This window comes from Burkholderia lata (genome assembly GCF_902499025.1).
Taxonomy (GTDB): Bacteria; Pseudomonadota; Gammaproteobacteria; order Burkholderiales; family Burkholderiaceae; genus Burkholderia; species Burkholderia lata_C.
Map to the genome: position 1 here is coordinate 48664 of NZ_CABVPW010000011.1, position 16212 is coordinate 64875.

At 66.1% G+C, this 16212-nt stretch carries 11 protein-coding genes; 2 read left to right on the forward strand and 9 right to left on the reverse strand.

All coding sequences use genetic code 11. From position 1 onward, the window contains the following. Nucleotides 1-137: 137 nt before the first annotated feature. Entirely contained in the window at nt 138-1841 is a 1704-nt protein-coding gene (locus BDI24065_RS13125; protein WP_175031631.1) for a DUF3300 domain-containing protein, read from the reverse strand. A gap of 452 nt (nt 1842-2293) precedes the next feature. Next, entirely contained in the window at nt 2294-4126 is a 1833-nt protein-coding gene (locus BDI24065_RS13130) for a S53 family peptidase (protein WP_175031632.1), read from the reverse strand. Between the two features lie 753 nt (nt 4127-4879). Here BDI24065_RS13130 and BDI24065_RS13135 point away from each other — a divergent pair. Next, nucleotides 4880-5674 carry an APH(3')-II family aminoglycoside O-phosphotransferase gene (locus BDI24065_RS13135; protein WP_175031633.1) on the forward strand — a complete coding sequence of 265 codons (795 nt, stop codon included), beginning with the start codon at nt 4880-4882 and terminating at the stop codon, nt 5672-5674. An 82-nt stretch (nt 5675-5756) separates the two neighbouring features. Here BDI24065_RS13135 and BDI24065_RS13140 read toward each other — a convergent pair whose 3' ends face one another. From BDI24065_RS13140 to BDI24065_RS13160, 5 genes are all read right to left on the reverse strand, one after another. Next, nucleotides 5757-6368: an ankyrin repeat domain-containing protein gene (locus BDI24065_RS13140; RefSeq protein WP_175031634.1), complete on the reverse strand. Its 612-nt coding sequence runs from the start codon at nt 6366-6368 to the stop codon at nt 5757-5759. Between the two features lie 77 nt (nt 6369-6445). Further along, nucleotides 6446-7981, reverse strand: coding sequence for a catalase (locus BDI24065_RS13145; protein WP_175031635.1), 1536 nt, complete (start codon nt 7979-7981; stop codon nt 6446-6448). Between the two features lie 327 nt (nt 7982-8308). Next, nucleotides 8309-9796, reverse strand: coding sequence for an efflux transporter outer membrane subunit (locus BDI24065_RS13150; RefSeq protein ID WP_175031636.1), 1488 nt, complete (start codon nt 9794-9796; stop codon nt 8309-8311). Nucleotides 9797-9809: 13 nt separating this feature from the next. Next, nucleotides 9810-11396, reverse strand: coding sequence for an MDR family MFS transporter (locus tag BDI24065_RS13155; protein ID WP_175031637.1), 1587 nt, complete (start codon nt 11394-11396; stop codon nt 9810-9812). After that, a complete protein-coding gene (locus tag BDI24065_RS13160) occupies nt 11389-12510 on the reverse strand; it encodes an HlyD family secretion protein (RefSeq protein WP_175031638.1) in 1122 nt (373 codons plus the stop codon). The genes BDI24065_RS13155 and BDI24065_RS13160 overlap by 8 nt, the downstream gene beginning before the upstream one ends. Nucleotides 12511-12602: 92 nt before the next feature. On the opposite strand from BDI24065_RS13160, the gene BDI24065_RS13165 reads away from it, so the two are divergent. Next, nucleotides 12603-13436 carry a CerR family C-terminal domain-containing protein gene (locus tag BDI24065_RS13165; RefSeq protein ID WP_175031639.1) on the forward strand — a complete coding sequence of 278 codons (834 nt, stop codon included), beginning with the start codon at nt 12603-12605 and terminating at the stop codon, nt 13434-13436. A 27-nt stretch (nt 13437-13463) separates the two neighbouring features. Here the strand turns inward: BDI24065_RS13165 and BDI24065_RS13170 are convergent, their stop codons facing one another. Next, the gene (locus tag BDI24065_RS13170; RefSeq protein WP_175031640.1) at nt 13464-15926 is read right to left on the reverse strand and encodes a mechanosensitive ion channel family protein; all 2463 of its coding nucleotides are present in this window, start codon (nt 15924-15926) and stop codon (nt 13464-13466) included. 101 nt (nt 15927-16027) lie between these two features. After that, a complete protein-coding gene (locus tag BDI24065_RS13175; RefSeq protein WP_217481814.1) occupies nt 16028-16195 on the reverse strand; it encodes a hypothetical protein in 168 nt (55 codons plus the stop codon). Nucleotides 16196-16212 lie beyond the last annotated feature (17 nt).

Consider the following 16212-nt stretch of genomic DNA (forward strand, 5'->3'; position numbering starts at 1 on the left):
TGCACGGCAACGCTGTGCGGTTTCGCTGAAAACGGCGGCGCGTGGCGTTTTGGACTGAACGGCGTTTGCATGGCAGCGAGACGCAGGTTACGTCGGGCCGGCAGCGCGAATGCCGCGCTGCCGTCACTGGGTGCATTTCACTCGGTGCGATGTTCATGCGTCTCGTGCGGCGGATTCGACTCCGCAGGGTGCGGATGCGGTGCAGGCGCATGCTCGGGGGCCGGTTGCCGCGGCTGCGGTGCCGCGTGTTCCTGCGGTTGCGCTTCGTTGCGCGCCGGCGTCTCCTTGTGCATTTGCTGCTGAGCCTCGTTGCGTTGCTGCATGGCTTCGCGCTGCTGTTGCTGCGCCGCGTTGCGTTGCTGCAGCTCCTCGCGCTGCTGTTGCTCCGCTGCGTTGTGTTGCTGCATTTCCTCGCGTTGCTGCTGCTGTGCCGCGTTGTGCTGTTGCATTGCCTCGCGTTGCTGCTGAGCCTCGTTGCGCTGCTGTTGCTGCAATTGCTGCTGCTGCGCGGCCGCGCGATTTTCCTGCGCGATGTGCTCCTGCTGCATTGCCTGTTGCCGCTCCTCGCGCATCGCACCGGGTGCATGTTGCGCCGGTGCTTCGGCATGCGGTTCGTTCGCACGGTTCTGCGCGAATGCGTCGGGCGACGGCCGTGCGCCGGGGCGCGCGTCGTTCGCGCCGAAGTGCGGCATCGTCATCGGCACGGCGCCCGGGCGTTGCTCCATGGCCTGCCCGCGCATCGGCTCCGCGCCCGGCTGCATCGTGTTGCGTTCGATCGTCGTGTTCGTCGTGTTGTTGGTGACGTTGCCGCCGTAGTTGTTCGTGATCCGCGTGTTGCGGATGTTGGTGATGTTGTTGATCACGGTGGTCGACTTCGACACGTACGTGGTGTGGTTGTACACCACGGCCGGGCGCTGCCAGCCGCCGTTCCAGCCGGGGCCTTCCGGACGCGGCGCGCCCCAGTTCATGCCCCATGCATGCCAGCCCCAGTCGTGGTGCCCGAAGATCGCGGCGCCGACGGCGATGCCGACGCCGAACGTGATCACACTGGCGGCAACGACTTCACCCGTGCTGTACGAAGGCGGGCGATACACGTAGCCGGGGTAGGACGAAACCGGCTCGCCGTAGACGACCGTCGGGTTGTACGACGGGACATAGACGACGTCGGGCTGGGCGGATTCGATTTCGATAGCCTGCGCGGGCGGCGGCACGATCGCCGGACCGGCGTAGACAACGGGCGCATCGTTGGCCGGCGTATAGCCGGTCGGTGCAGCCTGCGCGACTTGCGTGACCCGCATCTGGCCGCCCGAGCGGAGATGGCCGGATGTCTGCGCGCGCTGGCGCATCACCTGGATCGCGTTCATCACGTCGGTCGGATCGTTGTAGTACGCCTGGCCGAGCGACGTGGTCCAGGCCGGGTTCGACGCCATCTGCGACAGCACTGCAGGGAACGCGGTCAATGCCTTGACGGACGGATCCCACGGCTGCGTGTCGGCGGCGGTTGCGAGTGCCTGTCCCTTCAACGACGGATTCTGCGTGACCCAGTTGTTGGCGGCCGTGACCTGGTCCGGGTACGTTGCACCCGCCAGCACCAGCGCGACGAGCTTGTCGGGGAACAGTGCGATCGGCGCGACCATCTGGTAGAGCTGGTCGGCAGTCGGCGGCGTGTAGGCGACGGGCGTCGACGCGGGCTGGGCCGCGGCGGCCGCGCTTGCGTCGCTGGCAGGAGCGGCGGCGCTGCTGTCGCTGTTCTTGTTGCAGGCCGAGAGGCCGAGCAGCGACACGATGAGGGACGACGCGATCAGCGTTCTGACGGGGCGGTGTACACGTGTGTTGTTCATGTTGTTCGTTCGGTGTTGTGTCGGCGTTGGCAGGCACGCGGGCCGCGCGATCGGCTTGAGCACTGTGCCGCGACCGTCCGCGCATGCTCCGGGGGCATCGGCCGGGGCAGGTGGCAAGGTCGTGTTCGCATGGTGGTTGTCCCGCGACGAATCGATATATTCAGTTAAACGCGCGACACGCGCGGAAGTTGTCCGGGTGTTGTGTAACAGTGTGTTTACCTTGCAGTCCGTAAGCGGGCTGACATCGGCCGGGTAATGAATATGAAAGTTGCTTGCGCAACGATTGCAAGGTCGGTGAGGGCGTCGTCGTGCCGGATGCCGCTGCGCGAGATGACACGGAACGCAAAAAAACCGCGAAGGCTGCAAAGCCTTCGCGGGTGGTTTGATCGATCACATCCGGTTCCATGCGTGCGCTGCGGTGCGCACGCGGAACCGGGGCGGTCATCGATCCATCAGCGTGCGAAATCCGGTGTGCTCTGGATGAACGCGTTCAGCTTCGAGATGTTCACGCTGCCGAAGCCCGTCGTCGCGTCCCAGCCGGCCTTCGCCTTGTAGCCGTAGGTGCCGCTGCCGTTGTTGCCGGACGTGACGTCATGCACCAGCGCCGCGTTGCTCGGGAAGTACTTGTAGATGCTCGACGCGGGGAACCCGAGCGCATTGTTGTTCGCGGACTGCAGCCGGGCCCAGATGCCCGTGAAGATCGGCGCGGCAAGGCTCGTGCCGCCTTCGTTGTTCAGGTAGCCCGAGCCCCACAGCGTGTCGGACGTCTGGCCGTTCACGACGAGAATCGCGCCGGTGCGCAGGTCCGCGTCGAAGCCGACGTCAGGCAGGGCGCGCTTGGTCGATCCCGTGAGGCTCGACGATTGCCACGACGGCGCGGCTTCGTACTTGCTGTACCCGCCGCCCGTCGACCACACGGTGCCCGGCTGCCAGCTCGGATCGTTCCAGACGATCTCGCTGTTGTACGCGTTGGTCGACGTATTCGTGAACAGCGTCGTGCCACCCACCGCGATCACGTACGGCGACGTTGCCGGCTCGCTCACCGTGTAGGTCGAGCGCGACGGCGTACCGCTCGCGCATTCGTACGCACCGTGGTCGCCGGCGGATACCGAGAAGGTCTGCCCTTGTGCGACTGCCTGCTTGAAGATGGTGTCGTCGGTGGCCTGCGAGCCGGTGCTGTTCGCGGACGATTCGCACACGCCGAGCGACACGTTGATCACCTTCGCGATGTTGTCGGTCACGGCCTGGTTGTACGCGGCGGTGATCGCCGTGAGCGTCATCGACGGTGCGACGTAGAACACCACCTGATTCACGCTGCCGCCGGCCGCGCCGACGATCGACTGGCTGTCGAGGTTCCATTCGACGGTGCCGTCGGTGTCGGTGTACGAGCTGCCGGACGGGCCCGTCTTCACGATGCTGCTGCTGATCGTGCCGAGGCTGTTGTTCGCGGCGAACGTATTGAGGTCGCTCACCGTCTGCGACAGGTTGCCTTCGGAGATGATGCCGACGGTGGTCTGCGAGGCCGTCGGCGTGCCGTCGCCGCCGTAGATCGACGAGAATTCGGTCGGGTTGTGCGGCACCGCCGATGCGCCGGCCGGAATCGTCAGGTTGCTGGTGTTGCCTTGCGGCTGGCTACCCGCGCCGGTGTGCATCAGCTCGACGTTCTGCAGGCCCAGCACCGAACCCACGACGCCGCCGATCGCGTTCGGCACTTGCGCGGCGTCGGTATTCGCATAGACGCTGCGGCCGTTGCGCGTGAAGCGCTTGAGCGTCGTGCGGAACGCGGACTTGATGGTGGCCGCGGTGCCGGACGCGGATACCAGCAGGCGGTTCGGCGCGACCACGATGTTCACGAAGCCGGCCTTGCGCAGATGCGCGACAACCGAAGCGACCTGCTGGTCGGTCGGCGCATATTGCGCCGCGAACTGCGACGGCGTGAGGAACTGCCGGTAGTGCGGCGAACCAGGCGTATGCAGGTCGTGCAGGTATTGGTCGAGTTGTGCCTCGTTGCGCAGGTTCAGCCCGAGCACGATGTCCACCGATTCGCCGGGCGCCATCTCGACTGCCGCGGCGGCGGCCGCCGCCGTGCTCGCGGCGGGCGCGCCGGCGGTACCGGCTTCGCTCTGCTGCACGAGCGGCAGGAAGCCCTTGGTGCGCGTTTCCGTCCAGCCGGCCGCAGGCGCGGCGTGGACGGTTGCCATGCCGAACGACGCGGCTGCCGCAGCGGCGAATGCGAGCTTGACGAGGCGAATGTGCTTTTGTTTCTTGTCTGCAACCTGATTCATTTGAATTACCCCTCCGGTTGAACATCGAACAGCACGAACAACAACGGTCGACAGCGGTGCGGGTCGTGCACCGCCGGTTTCTGTCGCACGCGTGCGGATGGCGCGGACGCGACAGGGCCTTTCGCCCGATCCGGAAAGGTGTCTTTTCTCCGGGGGCGAAATACGGAAAACGCGGTAACGGGAAGGCTGCGCCGCGATGAAGCGCAACTGCGCCGGACACGGCGCGGGCGGGATGGCTAGAGCAACAGTTTCGGTGTCCTGCTCATTTGATTCGATCCTTCGGCCCGCTGCCGGATGGCAGTCGTCCAATGAGATGCATCGGGATGTTGCATGCGCCGGCGCGCGAACGATACAGCCGGCGGCGAGCACTTCGGTGCGGCGGAAGCGAAAAAACGTAGAGCGGAATCGATTGCGTAGTGGGCAATTCGTCAGATTGCTTGCATCGGACGGTATCAAGAACGAAAGCGAGGTGTCAAACTTTTTTTGATTATATGAAACTAAATTAAAGCGAATAAGTGCAATGTTTTTGAAAATATTGGCAGTGTTTTGTAATATTCGAGGCCGGTAAAGAAAGTAATGCTGAATTCGATTTGTCGATCGTTTCCGGTTCGATGCGTAATGGGCGTAATGGGCGCAATGGGCCGCTCATGTTCGAGGCGTGACTCGAATCGCGGGCAACAGGAAACGGGGCATGAATTCGCGAGGCGCCCGACATTCCGCATGTCGGCCCAGTCAACGAGGATCGAACCGGACATGATCGATAACGACAAGCTTTGCATCGAAGTGCCTGCGGCGTGGCAGGCCGCGCTGACAGGTTGCCGATGGACCCGACAGACGGACGGGCAGTCGGATGCCGCGGTGTTCCGGCTCGATGCGCGCGATGGATCACGCCGGTTCGTCAAGACCGAACCGGCCGGGCCGCTGGGCGAACTGAGCGACGAGGCGGCGCGACTGCGCTGGCTGGCGACGACGGGTTTGCCGGGTGCGCAGGTGCTCGACGTGGCATCGTCGGCGGGGCGCGAGTGGCTGCTGCTGAGTGCCGTGCGCGGCGAAAATCTCGAAGTCGCGCGGCTCGGCCCAGGGGAGAAGGTGGCGATCGTCGCCGACGCGCTGCGTGCACTGCATCGGCTCGATCCGGCAACCTGTCCGTTCGATCACGGCGCCGCGCATCGCATCGAGCGTGCCGGTGCGCGGATGAACGAGGGGCTCGTCGACGAGGACAACCTCGACGCCGCGAATACAGGTGTGCCGCTCGATGCGCTATTCGTGAGGCTTCAGGCGAGCAGGCCGTTGAGCGAGGACAAGGTCGTGACGCACGGCGACGCGTGCCTGCCCAACTTCATGGTCGAAAGCGGTTGCTTCTCGGGCTTCATCGATTGCGGACGCCTCGGCGTAGCCGATCGCTATCAGGACCTGGCGCTGGCAACGCGCGATATCGAAGCGGATCTCGGCAGCGAATGGGTCACGCCTTTCTTCGTGCGATACGGGATCGAACATCCCGATCCGGACCGGATCGCCTTTTATCGGCTGCTCGACGAGTTTTTCTGAGTCCGCGGGATGTCGCGGCCGGCGCAAGAGATTGCTTCGTCGTCTCCCGTTTTACCGGGAGTAGGCAGGAATCCTGTATTTGTTAATGTCCCGCGCCTGCATGCCGCAGCGCGTCCACGGCTTCCGTGTTGTCGTGCGACTGCGCGAGCTGCAGCAGCGACTGGCCGCGACGATCGACATGATTCGGATTCGCACCGTGCGCGACGAGGAGCGGAATCAGCTCGAATCGATTGAACAGTGTGGCGAATCCCAACGCGGTTTCCCCGGCGCCGTTCGTCTGGTCGATCGGGCAATGCGTGTCGATCAGGCGCCGCGCGATGTCGGGTTCGTTCCTGAAGAGGGCGCCCATCAGCGCCGTGTTGCCGTGACGGTCGCCGGCGCATGCGTTTGCGCCGGCCGACAGCAGGTAGTCGAGCGCGGCGGGCTGGCCGTCGTAGGACGCGAGTATCAAGGCCGTATAGCCGTGGCTGTCGGTGGCATCGACCGGATAGCCGGCGTCGTGCAATGCACGCAGGATGTCGACCCGTCCGGCGCGGGCGGCGTCGAACCAGTCGCCGTCGTAGCGGCGCAACGCGGCAGGGTCGGCCCGCGCATATGCCGGCTGGTCGGGAAGGTGCGCGCAACCGGCGATCGCGGCCAGCGCCAGGGCCATTGCGGTCGAGCGGATCGCGCGCGTCAGGCGTTTGGATTGCATGAGGATGTCCCGATGGGTGGGTAAGGTCGACGTGCGCGGCGCAACCCCGCACGTCGACAGCGGCCGGAGCCGCGGGATCAGTTCTCGCTCAGCTTCGCCGCGAGCGCTTGCACTTGCCGGACGTCGGCGTGAACGGCCTGCGCGAGACGTGTGCCGTAGTCGGCATCGGCCTTGTAGAAGTACGACAGCATCGCGTACTGGTTGTGCGCGTTCGTCACCTTGCCGAGATCGCCGGACAGCGCGGTGATCAGGTCGTCCTTGTCCTGTTGCGACAGGCCGCGGTAGTACTCGCCCGCCTGCCGGAACCGCAGCTTCTTGTGGATCGCTTCCTGCTGCGTCGTTCCGCCGAGCGTCATGCGTACGGACTTGTACTGCGGATCCGGCGCGAGCTCATGCAGCGTCGACGGCTCGTAGTTCACCTCGCCCTTGCGGTCGCCGGCATTCATCTTGCCGTCCTGGTTGTTGTTGACCACCGGCACGACGGGCCGGTTGATCGGCAGGTCCATGTAGTTCGCGCCGAGCCGGTACATCTGCGTGTCGGCGTACGCGAACAGGCGATCCTGCAGCATCCGGTCTTCGGACGGCTCGATGCCCGGCACGAGCCGTGACGGCGCGAACGCCGATTCCTCGGTCGACTGGAAGTAGTTGTCGGGCACGCGGTTCAGCGTCATCGTGCCGATCTTGCGTTCGGGCACACCGGTCCAGATCTTCGTGTCGTCCAGCGCATCGAAGTCGAACCGGTTCAGGTCCTGCGGCGTGAGCACCTGCACGTACAGATCCCATTTCGGGAAGTCGCCTTGCTTCAGTGCGCCGTACAGGTCGTTCGTCATCATGTTCCAGTCGCGCCCGATGGATGCGTCGATGTCTTGCGGACGCAGGCCGTGCACGCCTTGCTGGCTTTTCCAGTGGAACTTCACGTAGTGCACGTCGCCGTGCGCATTGACGAACTTGAACGCATGCACCGCGAAGCCGTCCATGTGGCGATACGAATCGGGCATGCCCGCATTCGTGTACAGCATCGTCAGCATGTTCGTCGCTTCGGGCGTGTTCGCGAAGAAGTCGAATGCGAGGTTCGGATCCTGCACGCCGGTCACGGCGCTCGGCTTGTTCGCGTGAACGAAGTCGGGGAACTTGATGCCGTCGCGAATGAAGAACACCGGCCAGTTGATGCCGACCATGTCCCAGTTGCCCTGTTGCGTATAGAACTTCACCGCGAAGCCGCGCGGATCGCGTGCCTGTTCGGGCGAGCCGCGATAGCCCATCACGGTGGAGAACCGCACGAACACCGGCGTGCGGGTGCCTGGCGTGAAGACCTTCGCTTTCGTCAGGCTCGAGATGTCGGCGGTCGGCACGAATTCGCCGAACGCGCCGGTGCCGCGTGCATGCACGACGCGTTCCGGAATGCGCTCGCGATCGAAGCGCTGCAGTTTCTCGATGAGTGCGGAGTCTTGCAGGAGCACGGGGCCGGCAGGCCCGGCCGTCTGCGAATTCTCGTTGTCGCCGACGGGGGCGCCCGTGTCTCGAGTGAGTTCGGCGGCATGGGGAGACGCGGAAAGTGCAACGCAGATCGCGGCGACTGCGTGTCTCAGCACGCGATGGGAGGATGAGGACATGACGATGGAACTCCTTGAATCCGATCGGTGGTGGGGAAGCCGACTGAATTAGAAGAGATCGTCAGACGATTGGCTAATTGATATTCGATATGTTTTCGATAGCGTCGCCGTCGAAGCGGCGCGAGCCCGAGCGTGACCGGCGCTGACGGCGAATATTGTTGTGCACGCAATGAGTTGTTTCGTCGCGCATCGTGAAGCGATCCGTGAACGTCGGACGCGAACGATTGAGCATGCGATGCCTTGCGTGATTGGCGCGATCCGCCTTTCGAGCATCGGTGCCGCAACAGCCTTGACAAACGCGACCGTGCGGCACCGATCGAATCGCCGTCAACCCGCGCCGACCTGCCACCCGAGCCCGAGGCTCTTTTGCAGCGACACGTAGTCCTTGATCAGCTCGGCTTGCCCGGCGATCACGTTCTGCTGCGCGGACAACGCTTCGCGTTGCGTATCGAGCAGGTCGATCATCGATGCGACGCCCGCGCGATAGCGCTCGTCCATCAGCGATCGGGAATGCACGGCCGACGTCTGCACCCTGGTGAGCGCAACGACGTGTTCGCGCTGATGCCCGTAGCGCTGCAATGCCGTGTTGGCATCTTGCAGGGCACCGAGCACCGCCTTCTGATAGTCCGCTTCCGCCTCGTCGCGCGATGCTTCGGCTGCGCGCACCGCACCGCGCGTGCGCCTGAAGTCGAGAATGTTCCACTGCAGATACGGCGCGCCGACCCAGGTGAAGTTCTGCTTGCGGAACAGGTGGCCCGGGTCGGTCGCGCTGAAGCCGAGATCACCCAGCAGCGTCACCTTCGGGAAATAATCGGCGACGTGCTCGCCGATCTGCGCATTGCTCGATGCGAGTCGCCGCTCGGCCGCGCGAATGTCCGGGCGCTGCTTCAACAGCGTGGCCGGATCGCCGATCGCGACGCTGCCGGGTAGCGTCGGCAGTGGTGCGTCCGGTGTCGACAGCGCCGCGTCGAGTGCACCGGGCGCGCGGCCCGTCAGGATCGCGAGCCGGTCGAGTGACTCCGTCACCTGCGCGTCGAGCGGGATCAGCGATGCACGCGTGCTTTCGACCTGTGTCGTCAGGCGTTCGATGTCGACGTCTGCGGCGACGCCGCGCGCGCGGCGCTGCTGCGTGAGATCGAGCATCTGCTGCTGCAGCTCGGCGGTGCGCTGCGACAACGCAAGCCGCTGCTGCTGGTCGCGCAGGTCGACGTACGCGTTCGCGACTTCGGCTGCGATCGATACCTGGGTATCGGCAAGATCGGCGTCGACCGCTTCCGCCTGCGCGGATGCGGCTTCGACCGCGCGGCGCGTGCCGCCGAACAGGTCGATTTCCCAGGTTGCATCGAAGCCGGCCGAATAGAGTTGCAGCGGGCCCGAGCCGCCCAGCGACGGCGACGTACCGCCCGACTGGTTCGAGCCGTTCGACGGCAGCAGCGAACCGAGCGCGCTGACGTCCGGTTCGCGCATGCGGATGGCGGCGACGGTGGCCGACGATTTCGGCAACTGCGCCGCGCGCTGTTGTGAGAGCTGCGCGCGCGATGCGCGCAAGCGAGCCTGCGCAGCGTGCAGATCGGGGTTGTACACGAGCGCGGCGGTGATCAGGTCGTCGAGCTGGCGATCGTTGAGCGCGTGCCACCACGCGCTCGGCGCGGGCGCGGCGGTGTCGACGCCGGTGGCCGGCGCGCGCACGAAGGTGAGCGCATCCGGCGCGGCAGGGGCGCCGCGGTAGTCGGGGCCGACGGTGCAGCCGGCGAGGAGGCACGCAGCCGCACACAGCGTGAGCGCAGGGCGACGGGGCAGGGAGAAGGGTTTCATCGCGTAAGACGGTTCAATGGCCGGACGACATCGGCTGCGGTCCGCGCGGCGTTCTCAGCAGCAGCGCGAGCGGTACGCAGGCGAGCAGCGCGAGGCCCAGCAGATAAAAGGTTTCGGAATAGGTCATCACGACGGCCTGGATCTGGATCTGCTGCGCCAGTTGTCCGAGCGCGCGCATGTTCGAGTACGCGAGATCGCCGGTGTGTGCGAACCAGTTGGCCGCATAGGCGGACAGCCGGTCCTGTCCGATCAGCGAGTTCGCTGTCACCGATTCGCGGAGCGCGGCCGTATGGAAGGTCGTGCGCCGGTCGATCACCGTGCCGATGATCGCGAGCCCGATCGAGCCGCCGAGATTGCGCGCCATGTTGTAGAGCCCGGCCGCATCCCCCGAGTCTTCACGCGCGACGGCTGCCATCGATGCCTGATTCAGCGGCATCATCGCGAGCATCTGCGCGACGCCGCGGATCAGTTGCGACCATACGAAATCGTGGCCGACGCTCTGCGCGGTCAGGCTGATGTCGAGCATGCAGCTCAGGCAGAACAGCAGCAGCCCCGAGATCACGAGGATGCGGAAATCGACCTTGCCGAGCAGGCGCGGCAGGATCGGCATCACGAGAAAGGCCGGCAGCCCCGACAGCAGCATGATCGCGCCCGCCTGTTCCGCGTTGTAGCCGGCGACGATCGCGAGGAACTGCGGCAGCAGGTAGGACACGCCGTACAGGCCGGCACCGACCGCGGACACGATCACGATCACGCTCGCGTAGCGCGGGTTGCGCATCAGCGACAGTCGCATGATCGGCCGCTTCGCAAAGATCTGCGACAACGCGATCAGGATCATCCCGGCGAGCGACACGAGGCTCAGCGTGACGATCATCTGCGATTCGAACCAGCGTTCGCGCTGGCCTTCCTCGAGCACGACGGTGAGCGAGCTCAGCCCGATCGCGAGGCCGAAGATCCCGAGCCAGTCCGCGTTGCGGAATGCGTGCCATTGCGGGCGGTCCGACGGCAGCCCGAATATCAACAGCGCCATCAGCAACAGGCACACCGGCAGGTTCAGGAAAAAGCACCAGCTCCAGCTGACGTTCTCCGCGAGCCAGCCGCCGAGCACGGGGCCGAACAGCGGCCCGAGCAGCACGATCAGGCCGAACAGCGTCATCCCGACCGGCAACTGCGACAGCGGCAGCCGCGTGCGGATGATGGTCTGCGCGGTCGGGATCAGCGCGCCGCCGGTGAAGCCCTGGCCGATCCGGCCGGCGATCATCATCGGCAGCGAATGCGACCAGCCGCACATCATCGAGAAGGCAATGAACAGCGCGGAGTTCGTCAGCAGGAAATTGCGCAGCCCGAACACGCGCGTGAGCCACGCAGCGAGCGGGATCATCACGATCTCCGACATCAGGTAGCCGGTCGAGATCCACGTGCCCTCGGTGCCTGTCGCGCCGATTTCACCCTGGATCTGCGGCAGCGCGGAGTTCGTGATCGAGATGTCGAGGGTCGCCATCAGCGCGCCGAGCGCACCGGCCGCGACCGCGATCCAGTCGGTCATGCTCGCACGGCCTTCGTGCGGCGGCACGGGCATCGTGGCGGACGGTTCAGCCATGGTGCGCCTCGTCGCGGGTCGAGCGCGTATCGACGTCGACCGTCACCGACAGCCCCGGCAACAGCATGCGCTGCGCGCGGGCGTTCGCGGCGAGGCGGATGCGCACCGGCACGCGCTGGACGATTTTCGTGAAGTTGCCGGTCGCATTCTCGGGCGGCAACAGTGCGAACTGCGCGCCCGTGCCGGGCGCGAAGCTGTCGACGACACCGGACAGCGCGCCGTCCGGCAGTGCGTCGACGTGCAGTTCGACGGGCTGGCCGATGCGCATGTTGCCGATCTGCGTTTCCTTGAAGTTCGCGACGAGGTAGATCGCGTCGACGGGCACCACGGTCAGCAGGCGCGTGCCGGGCTGCACGTATTGACCGACCCGCACCGTGCGATCGCCGACGCGGCCGGCGAGGGTGCTGCGCACGATCGTGTTGTCGAGGTCGAGCTGCGCCTGCGCGGCGCTGGCCTGCGCGGCTTCGAGCTGCGCGCGTGCCTGCTGGAGTTGTGCGGTAAACGATGCGATCTGCGTGCGCGCGGCAGCGATCGACGCATTGTTCGCGGCGAGCGTCGCGGTGGCCTGGTCGCGCGTGCTCTTCAGGTCGGCTACGCGTTCGTGCGTTTCCGCGCCGGTCGCGGCGAGCGGGGCATAGCGCGTGTATTCGTCGCTCGCGTGCTGCGCGTTGATCCGCGACACCTTGGCCTGCGCATCGGCCTGTTCGAGATTCGCATGCTGCTGGCTGATGTCGGCCTCGGCGCGCGCGATGTCCGCGCGGCGCGCGTCGACGGTCGCCAGCGATTGCGCGAGCGCGACCTGGTACTGGCGGACGTCGAGCCGCACGAGCGGACCGCCGGCCTTCACGGTCTGGTTGTCGCGCACAAACACGTCGGTCACGTAGCCGGCGACCTTCGGCGCGGCGGTCATGCTGTCCGCCTGCAGGTACGCGTCGTTGGTGCTTTCGATGAAGCGGCCGACCGTCCACCAGCGGCCGAGCCAGACGGCGCCGCCGATCGCCGCGAGCACGGCGACGACGAGCAGGACGCGCCGCTTCGTGCCGTTGCCGTTGCGCGGCGTTGTTCCGTTTTCCTGACGATTTGCTTTCTGTGGCGAGTCTTGCAGCGTCGACATGCTGGCGTCCAATTTATTCCAAGTGGAAGAATTATTCCAGTTGATAAAATTGTGTCAAGTAGAATGTCGATCGATCGAATGACGAGGAAGGCATGAACGAAGCGAAGAAGCTGCGCCGCACGTCGGCGGGCGGCTACGCCCGCGGCGACGAAACGCGCCAGCGGATCATCGAGGCGGCGATCGAACTGTTCGGCGAGCGCGGGTTCGCGGGGGCATCGACACGCGAGATCGCCGCGATGGCCGGCGTGAACGCGCCGGCGCTGCAGTACTACTTCGAGAACAAGGAAGGCGTGTACCGCGCGTGCGTGGAGACGATCGCGGAGCACGGCTGGGAAGTGTTCGCACCGTCGGTCGGCCATGCGTGGGCGATGCTCGATGCGGACGCGGACGTCGACGTGCTGATCGACGCGTTCGTCGGGCTGCTGCGCGCGCTGTCGGACCGGATGTTCACGGCGCCGAAGACGATGAACCAGCGGATGTTCTTTGCGCGCGAGCAAGGCGGCCAGGAGCCGGCGAGCGCGAGCGAAATCCTGATGAAGCGCATGCGCAAGCCGCTCAACGACGTGAGCGCCGAGCTGATCGGCCGCATCTCGGGGCGGCCGGCCGGCGATCCCGTCACGCGCTTGCGTGCACTGAGCCTGTTCGGGCAGATCACGGTGTTCCACATCGCGCAGCGTTCGGCGCTGCAGTTGCTCGAATGGGAGGCATTCGAAGGCGAGCGCGCGGCGTTGCTGATCGACACGATCGCCGAGCAGACGCGCTTGCTGCTCAAGCAATGGCACGCGCAGCGCGACGTATTGGCGGCCGGGCCGGAAGCAGGCTCGAAGCGGGAGGCGGGTGCGACGGCGAAACGTGCGGCGAAGACGGGGGCACCGACGCCCGCCGCGAAAGGCACTCGGCACGGGAGCAAGCCCGCCGCGCGTTGAACGCCGCGCGCCGTCAGCTCCGGCCGGTCAACCCGGTTTGCGCGCCGGTGCGGCGGGCGACGGCGGCCGGGCCGTCGCTTCGGCGGCATGGCCATTGCTGCTGTCGGTGCCGTTTTCGTCTTCGACCACGGGCCGCGATCCGTCCGCGTACGCCACGACGCTGCGCTGCGGATTGGCGATCCGGATGCCGCGTTCGCGGAACGTCTCCGCGATCCGTCGGTTGAATTCACGCTGCACGCTCCAGCGCGTCGAGTCCGTGCATTGCATTTGTCCGGCCAGCGCGAGCGTCGCACCGTCGACCTGGTCGATACCCCAATAGCTGAAGTCCGACAGGATGCCGTCGCGGTATTTCGGATCGTCGCGCAACGCGGCGCCGATCTCCTTCAGCGTCGCGATCGCGCGATCGATATCCTCCCCATAGGCAATGCTGATCTTGACGGCCGCGTTGCCGAGCCCGCGATTCGTGTTGTTGACGGTCGTCACCGAGCTGAACGGGATCGTGTACAGCGACCCGTCGCCGGCGCGCAGCCGCACGGTGCGGATCGACAGGTACTCGACCGTGCCCGACACGCCGGCGAGCGTGACCCAGTCGCCGACCTGCATCGCGTTTTCCATCAGCAGGAAGATCCCGGTGATGAAATCCTGCACGAGCTTCTGCGACCCGAAGCCGAGCGCGACGCCGAAGATGCTGGCGCCGGCAAGCAGTGGACCGACGTTCACGCCGAGCTGGCTGAGGCCCGTCAGCACGACGACGAGCGCGATCATCACGAACAGCAGCGAGCGCAGCATCGGCAGCAGCGTGCGCAGCCGCGCCGCGCGCATGAGATTGCCTTCGCGCGTCCATCGTTGCAGCCGGCGCTCGATCGCGATGTTCGCGGCTTCCCACACGACGAGCGCGACGATGGCCGCAATCGCGATCGTCACCAGCGCCGACGCGAGCCGGTGGCCGATCGTGCCGGTTTCGAACGCACGGAAGATCGGCACGCCCCAGATCTGCAGCAGCAGCGCGACGGTCACGATGCCGATCGCGCCGGACACGATCTGGCGCAGCAGCGGGTAGTAGCGGTACGCGTGCACATGGACGAGCGTGCGGTCTTCGTCGCGCCCCTGGAACAGCCGTGCGAGCGCGCCGAACACGACGATCGACACCATCCGCATGCCGATCATCACGGCGATCGAGCGGCCGCCGAGCGTGATCAGCACGCGGTAGCCGTTGTGGACGTCGAGCGCCCACACGAACCACAGCGCCATCACGATGAATACCGCTACGGGTGCCCACGCGTCCGCGAGCGCGTTGGCGATCATCGTCAGCGACGGACGATCCTCGCCGGCCGCGCGGATCCGCGCGGCGACCGGCAGGCGGCACTGCAGGATCAGCGCCGAAACCATCAGGTGCCCGACGAGCGCGACGGCTTTCAGCAGCGCGACGTGACCGGCGTCGGTGAGACCGAAGTTCGCGGCGATCTCGACCGCGGCCGTGCAGGCGCCGACCACGATCGCGATCCGCGCGATCGAGCGTTGCGCGAAGCCGGCCCACGCGTCGCTGATATGCAGCAGCCGCAATTGCCGCGCATCGGGCTGGAAGCACAACCGGCTGACGATCGTCACGAGCCGGCAGATCACGTAGATGTCGATCAGCGCTTCGAGCGCGGATTCGATCGGGCCGCCCGTACCGCCAATCACCGACATCGTCAGGCTCGCGACGCCGACGAACACGAGCAGTGGTACGGCACGCAGTGCGAGGCTGACGAGCGCGCGCGGCATCCGGTGCAGCAGCGTGGTATGGCGACGCGCGTGGCCGCGGCCTTGCGATGATGCGGGTGCGGTATCGGGGGCGTCGGGTGTAGCGGATGTGTCCGGTGGCGGGTCGTCGACGTCGGGCGTAACGGACTCGGACTCGGACTCGGGCGCGGTGCGGCGCGACGTGTCGGCACGCCGTGCGGCCACTGCGGCCAGCGCGCGTCGTAACAGCCGCTTCGCGAGCCATTCGACGAGGAGCGCGGGCACGAGCACGGCGACGATGATCCAGAGCGCGTGCGCAAGATCCGCGCGCTCGTCGGCGCGCACCAGCCGGTCATGCCACCAGCTTCCGACCGAGCCGACATCGAGCAGCGAGTGCAGCGATTCCTTCAGCGCATCGCCGATTTCGGTGGTCCAGCGCGATCCTTGCCGGACGATCATCGACGCGAGCCCGTTCGACGTGAGCGCGGTCGGGGCAGCGGCAGCCGACGCGGCGCTGGCCGCCGCCGCATCGCTTGCCGCGACCGCCGGCGCGCTCAGCGCGCCGACGGCCGCGATCGCACGCAGTGTCGTTTCGACCTGCGCGCGATCACGCGGATTTTCGAGCACATTGAGTGCCTGCTGCGCTTGTTGCGGCGTCAGCGCAGGCGCGGTGCCGGAAGCGGCCGACGCGGTGGCCGGGGCGGGCGTGGCCGCGTGGGCGGCCGAGACGGCGGCGGCAAGCAGCCAGCCGAGGAGGAAATGTCGCATGGAGTAGGCATGCGGGCGCGCATCGGCGCGCGGCCCGCCGGGCTGAACGATGGACGGAAGTTAACATGATCGCGAGCGGAACCGAATAGTTCCGTCGATAATCATTCGAATCGGGCATGCTCGACGCGGCGCGGGCGTTTGCGGCGCGTTTGCACGGTCATGTGCGTGACGCCGACGGTAGGCAGCCAGATAGATGAGAGCGTTTCAATTGCCGGATTGTAAGGTTTTTGTAACGCTGGCTTGTCGGTGACGATGAGCGACGCACGCACCGTATCGAATTAATCCG

What these genes read in the sequence shown, in the direction of transcription:
- BDI24065_RS13125 (WP_175031631.1), bottom strand. Translation starts at nt 1,841, where the DNA reads ATGAACAACACACGTGTACACCGCCCCGTCAGAACGCTGATCGCGTCG.
- BDI24065_RS13130 (WP_175031632.1), bottom strand. Translation starts at nt 4,126, where the DNA reads ATGAATCAGGTTGCAGACAAGAAACAAAAGCACATTCGCCTCGTCAAG.
- BDI24065_RS13135 (WP_175031633.1), top strand. Translation starts at nt 4,880, where the DNA reads ATGATCGATAACGACAAGCTTTGCATCGAAGTGCCTGCGGCGTGGCAG.
- BDI24065_RS13140 (WP_175031634.1), bottom strand. Translation starts at nt 6,368, where the DNA reads ATGCAATCCAAACGCCTGACGCGCGCGATCCGCTCGACCGCAATGGCC.
- BDI24065_RS13145 (WP_175031635.1), bottom strand. Translation starts at nt 7,981, where the DNA reads ATGTCCTCATCCTCCCATCGCGTGCTGAGACACGCAGTCGCCGCGATC.
- BDI24065_RS13150 (WP_175031636.1), bottom strand. Translation starts at nt 9,796, where the DNA reads ATGAAACCCTTCTCCCTGCCCCGTCGCCCTGCGCTCACGCTGTGTGCG.
- BDI24065_RS13155 (WP_175031637.1), bottom strand. Translation starts at nt 11,396, where the DNA reads ATGGCTGAACCGTCCGCCACGATGCCCGTGCCGCCGCACGAAGGCCGT.
- BDI24065_RS13160 (WP_175031638.1), bottom strand. Translation starts at nt 12,510, where the DNA reads ATGTCGACGCTGCAAGACTCGCCACAGAAAGCAAATCGTCAGGAAAAC.
- BDI24065_RS13165 (WP_175031639.1), top strand. Translation starts at nt 12,603, where the DNA reads ATGAACGAAGCGAAGAAGCTGCGCCGCACGTCGGCGGGCGGCTACGCC.
- BDI24065_RS13170 (WP_175031640.1), bottom strand. Translation starts at nt 15,926, where the DNA reads ATGCGACATTTCCTCCTCGGCTGGCTGCTTGCCGCCGCCGTCTCGGCC.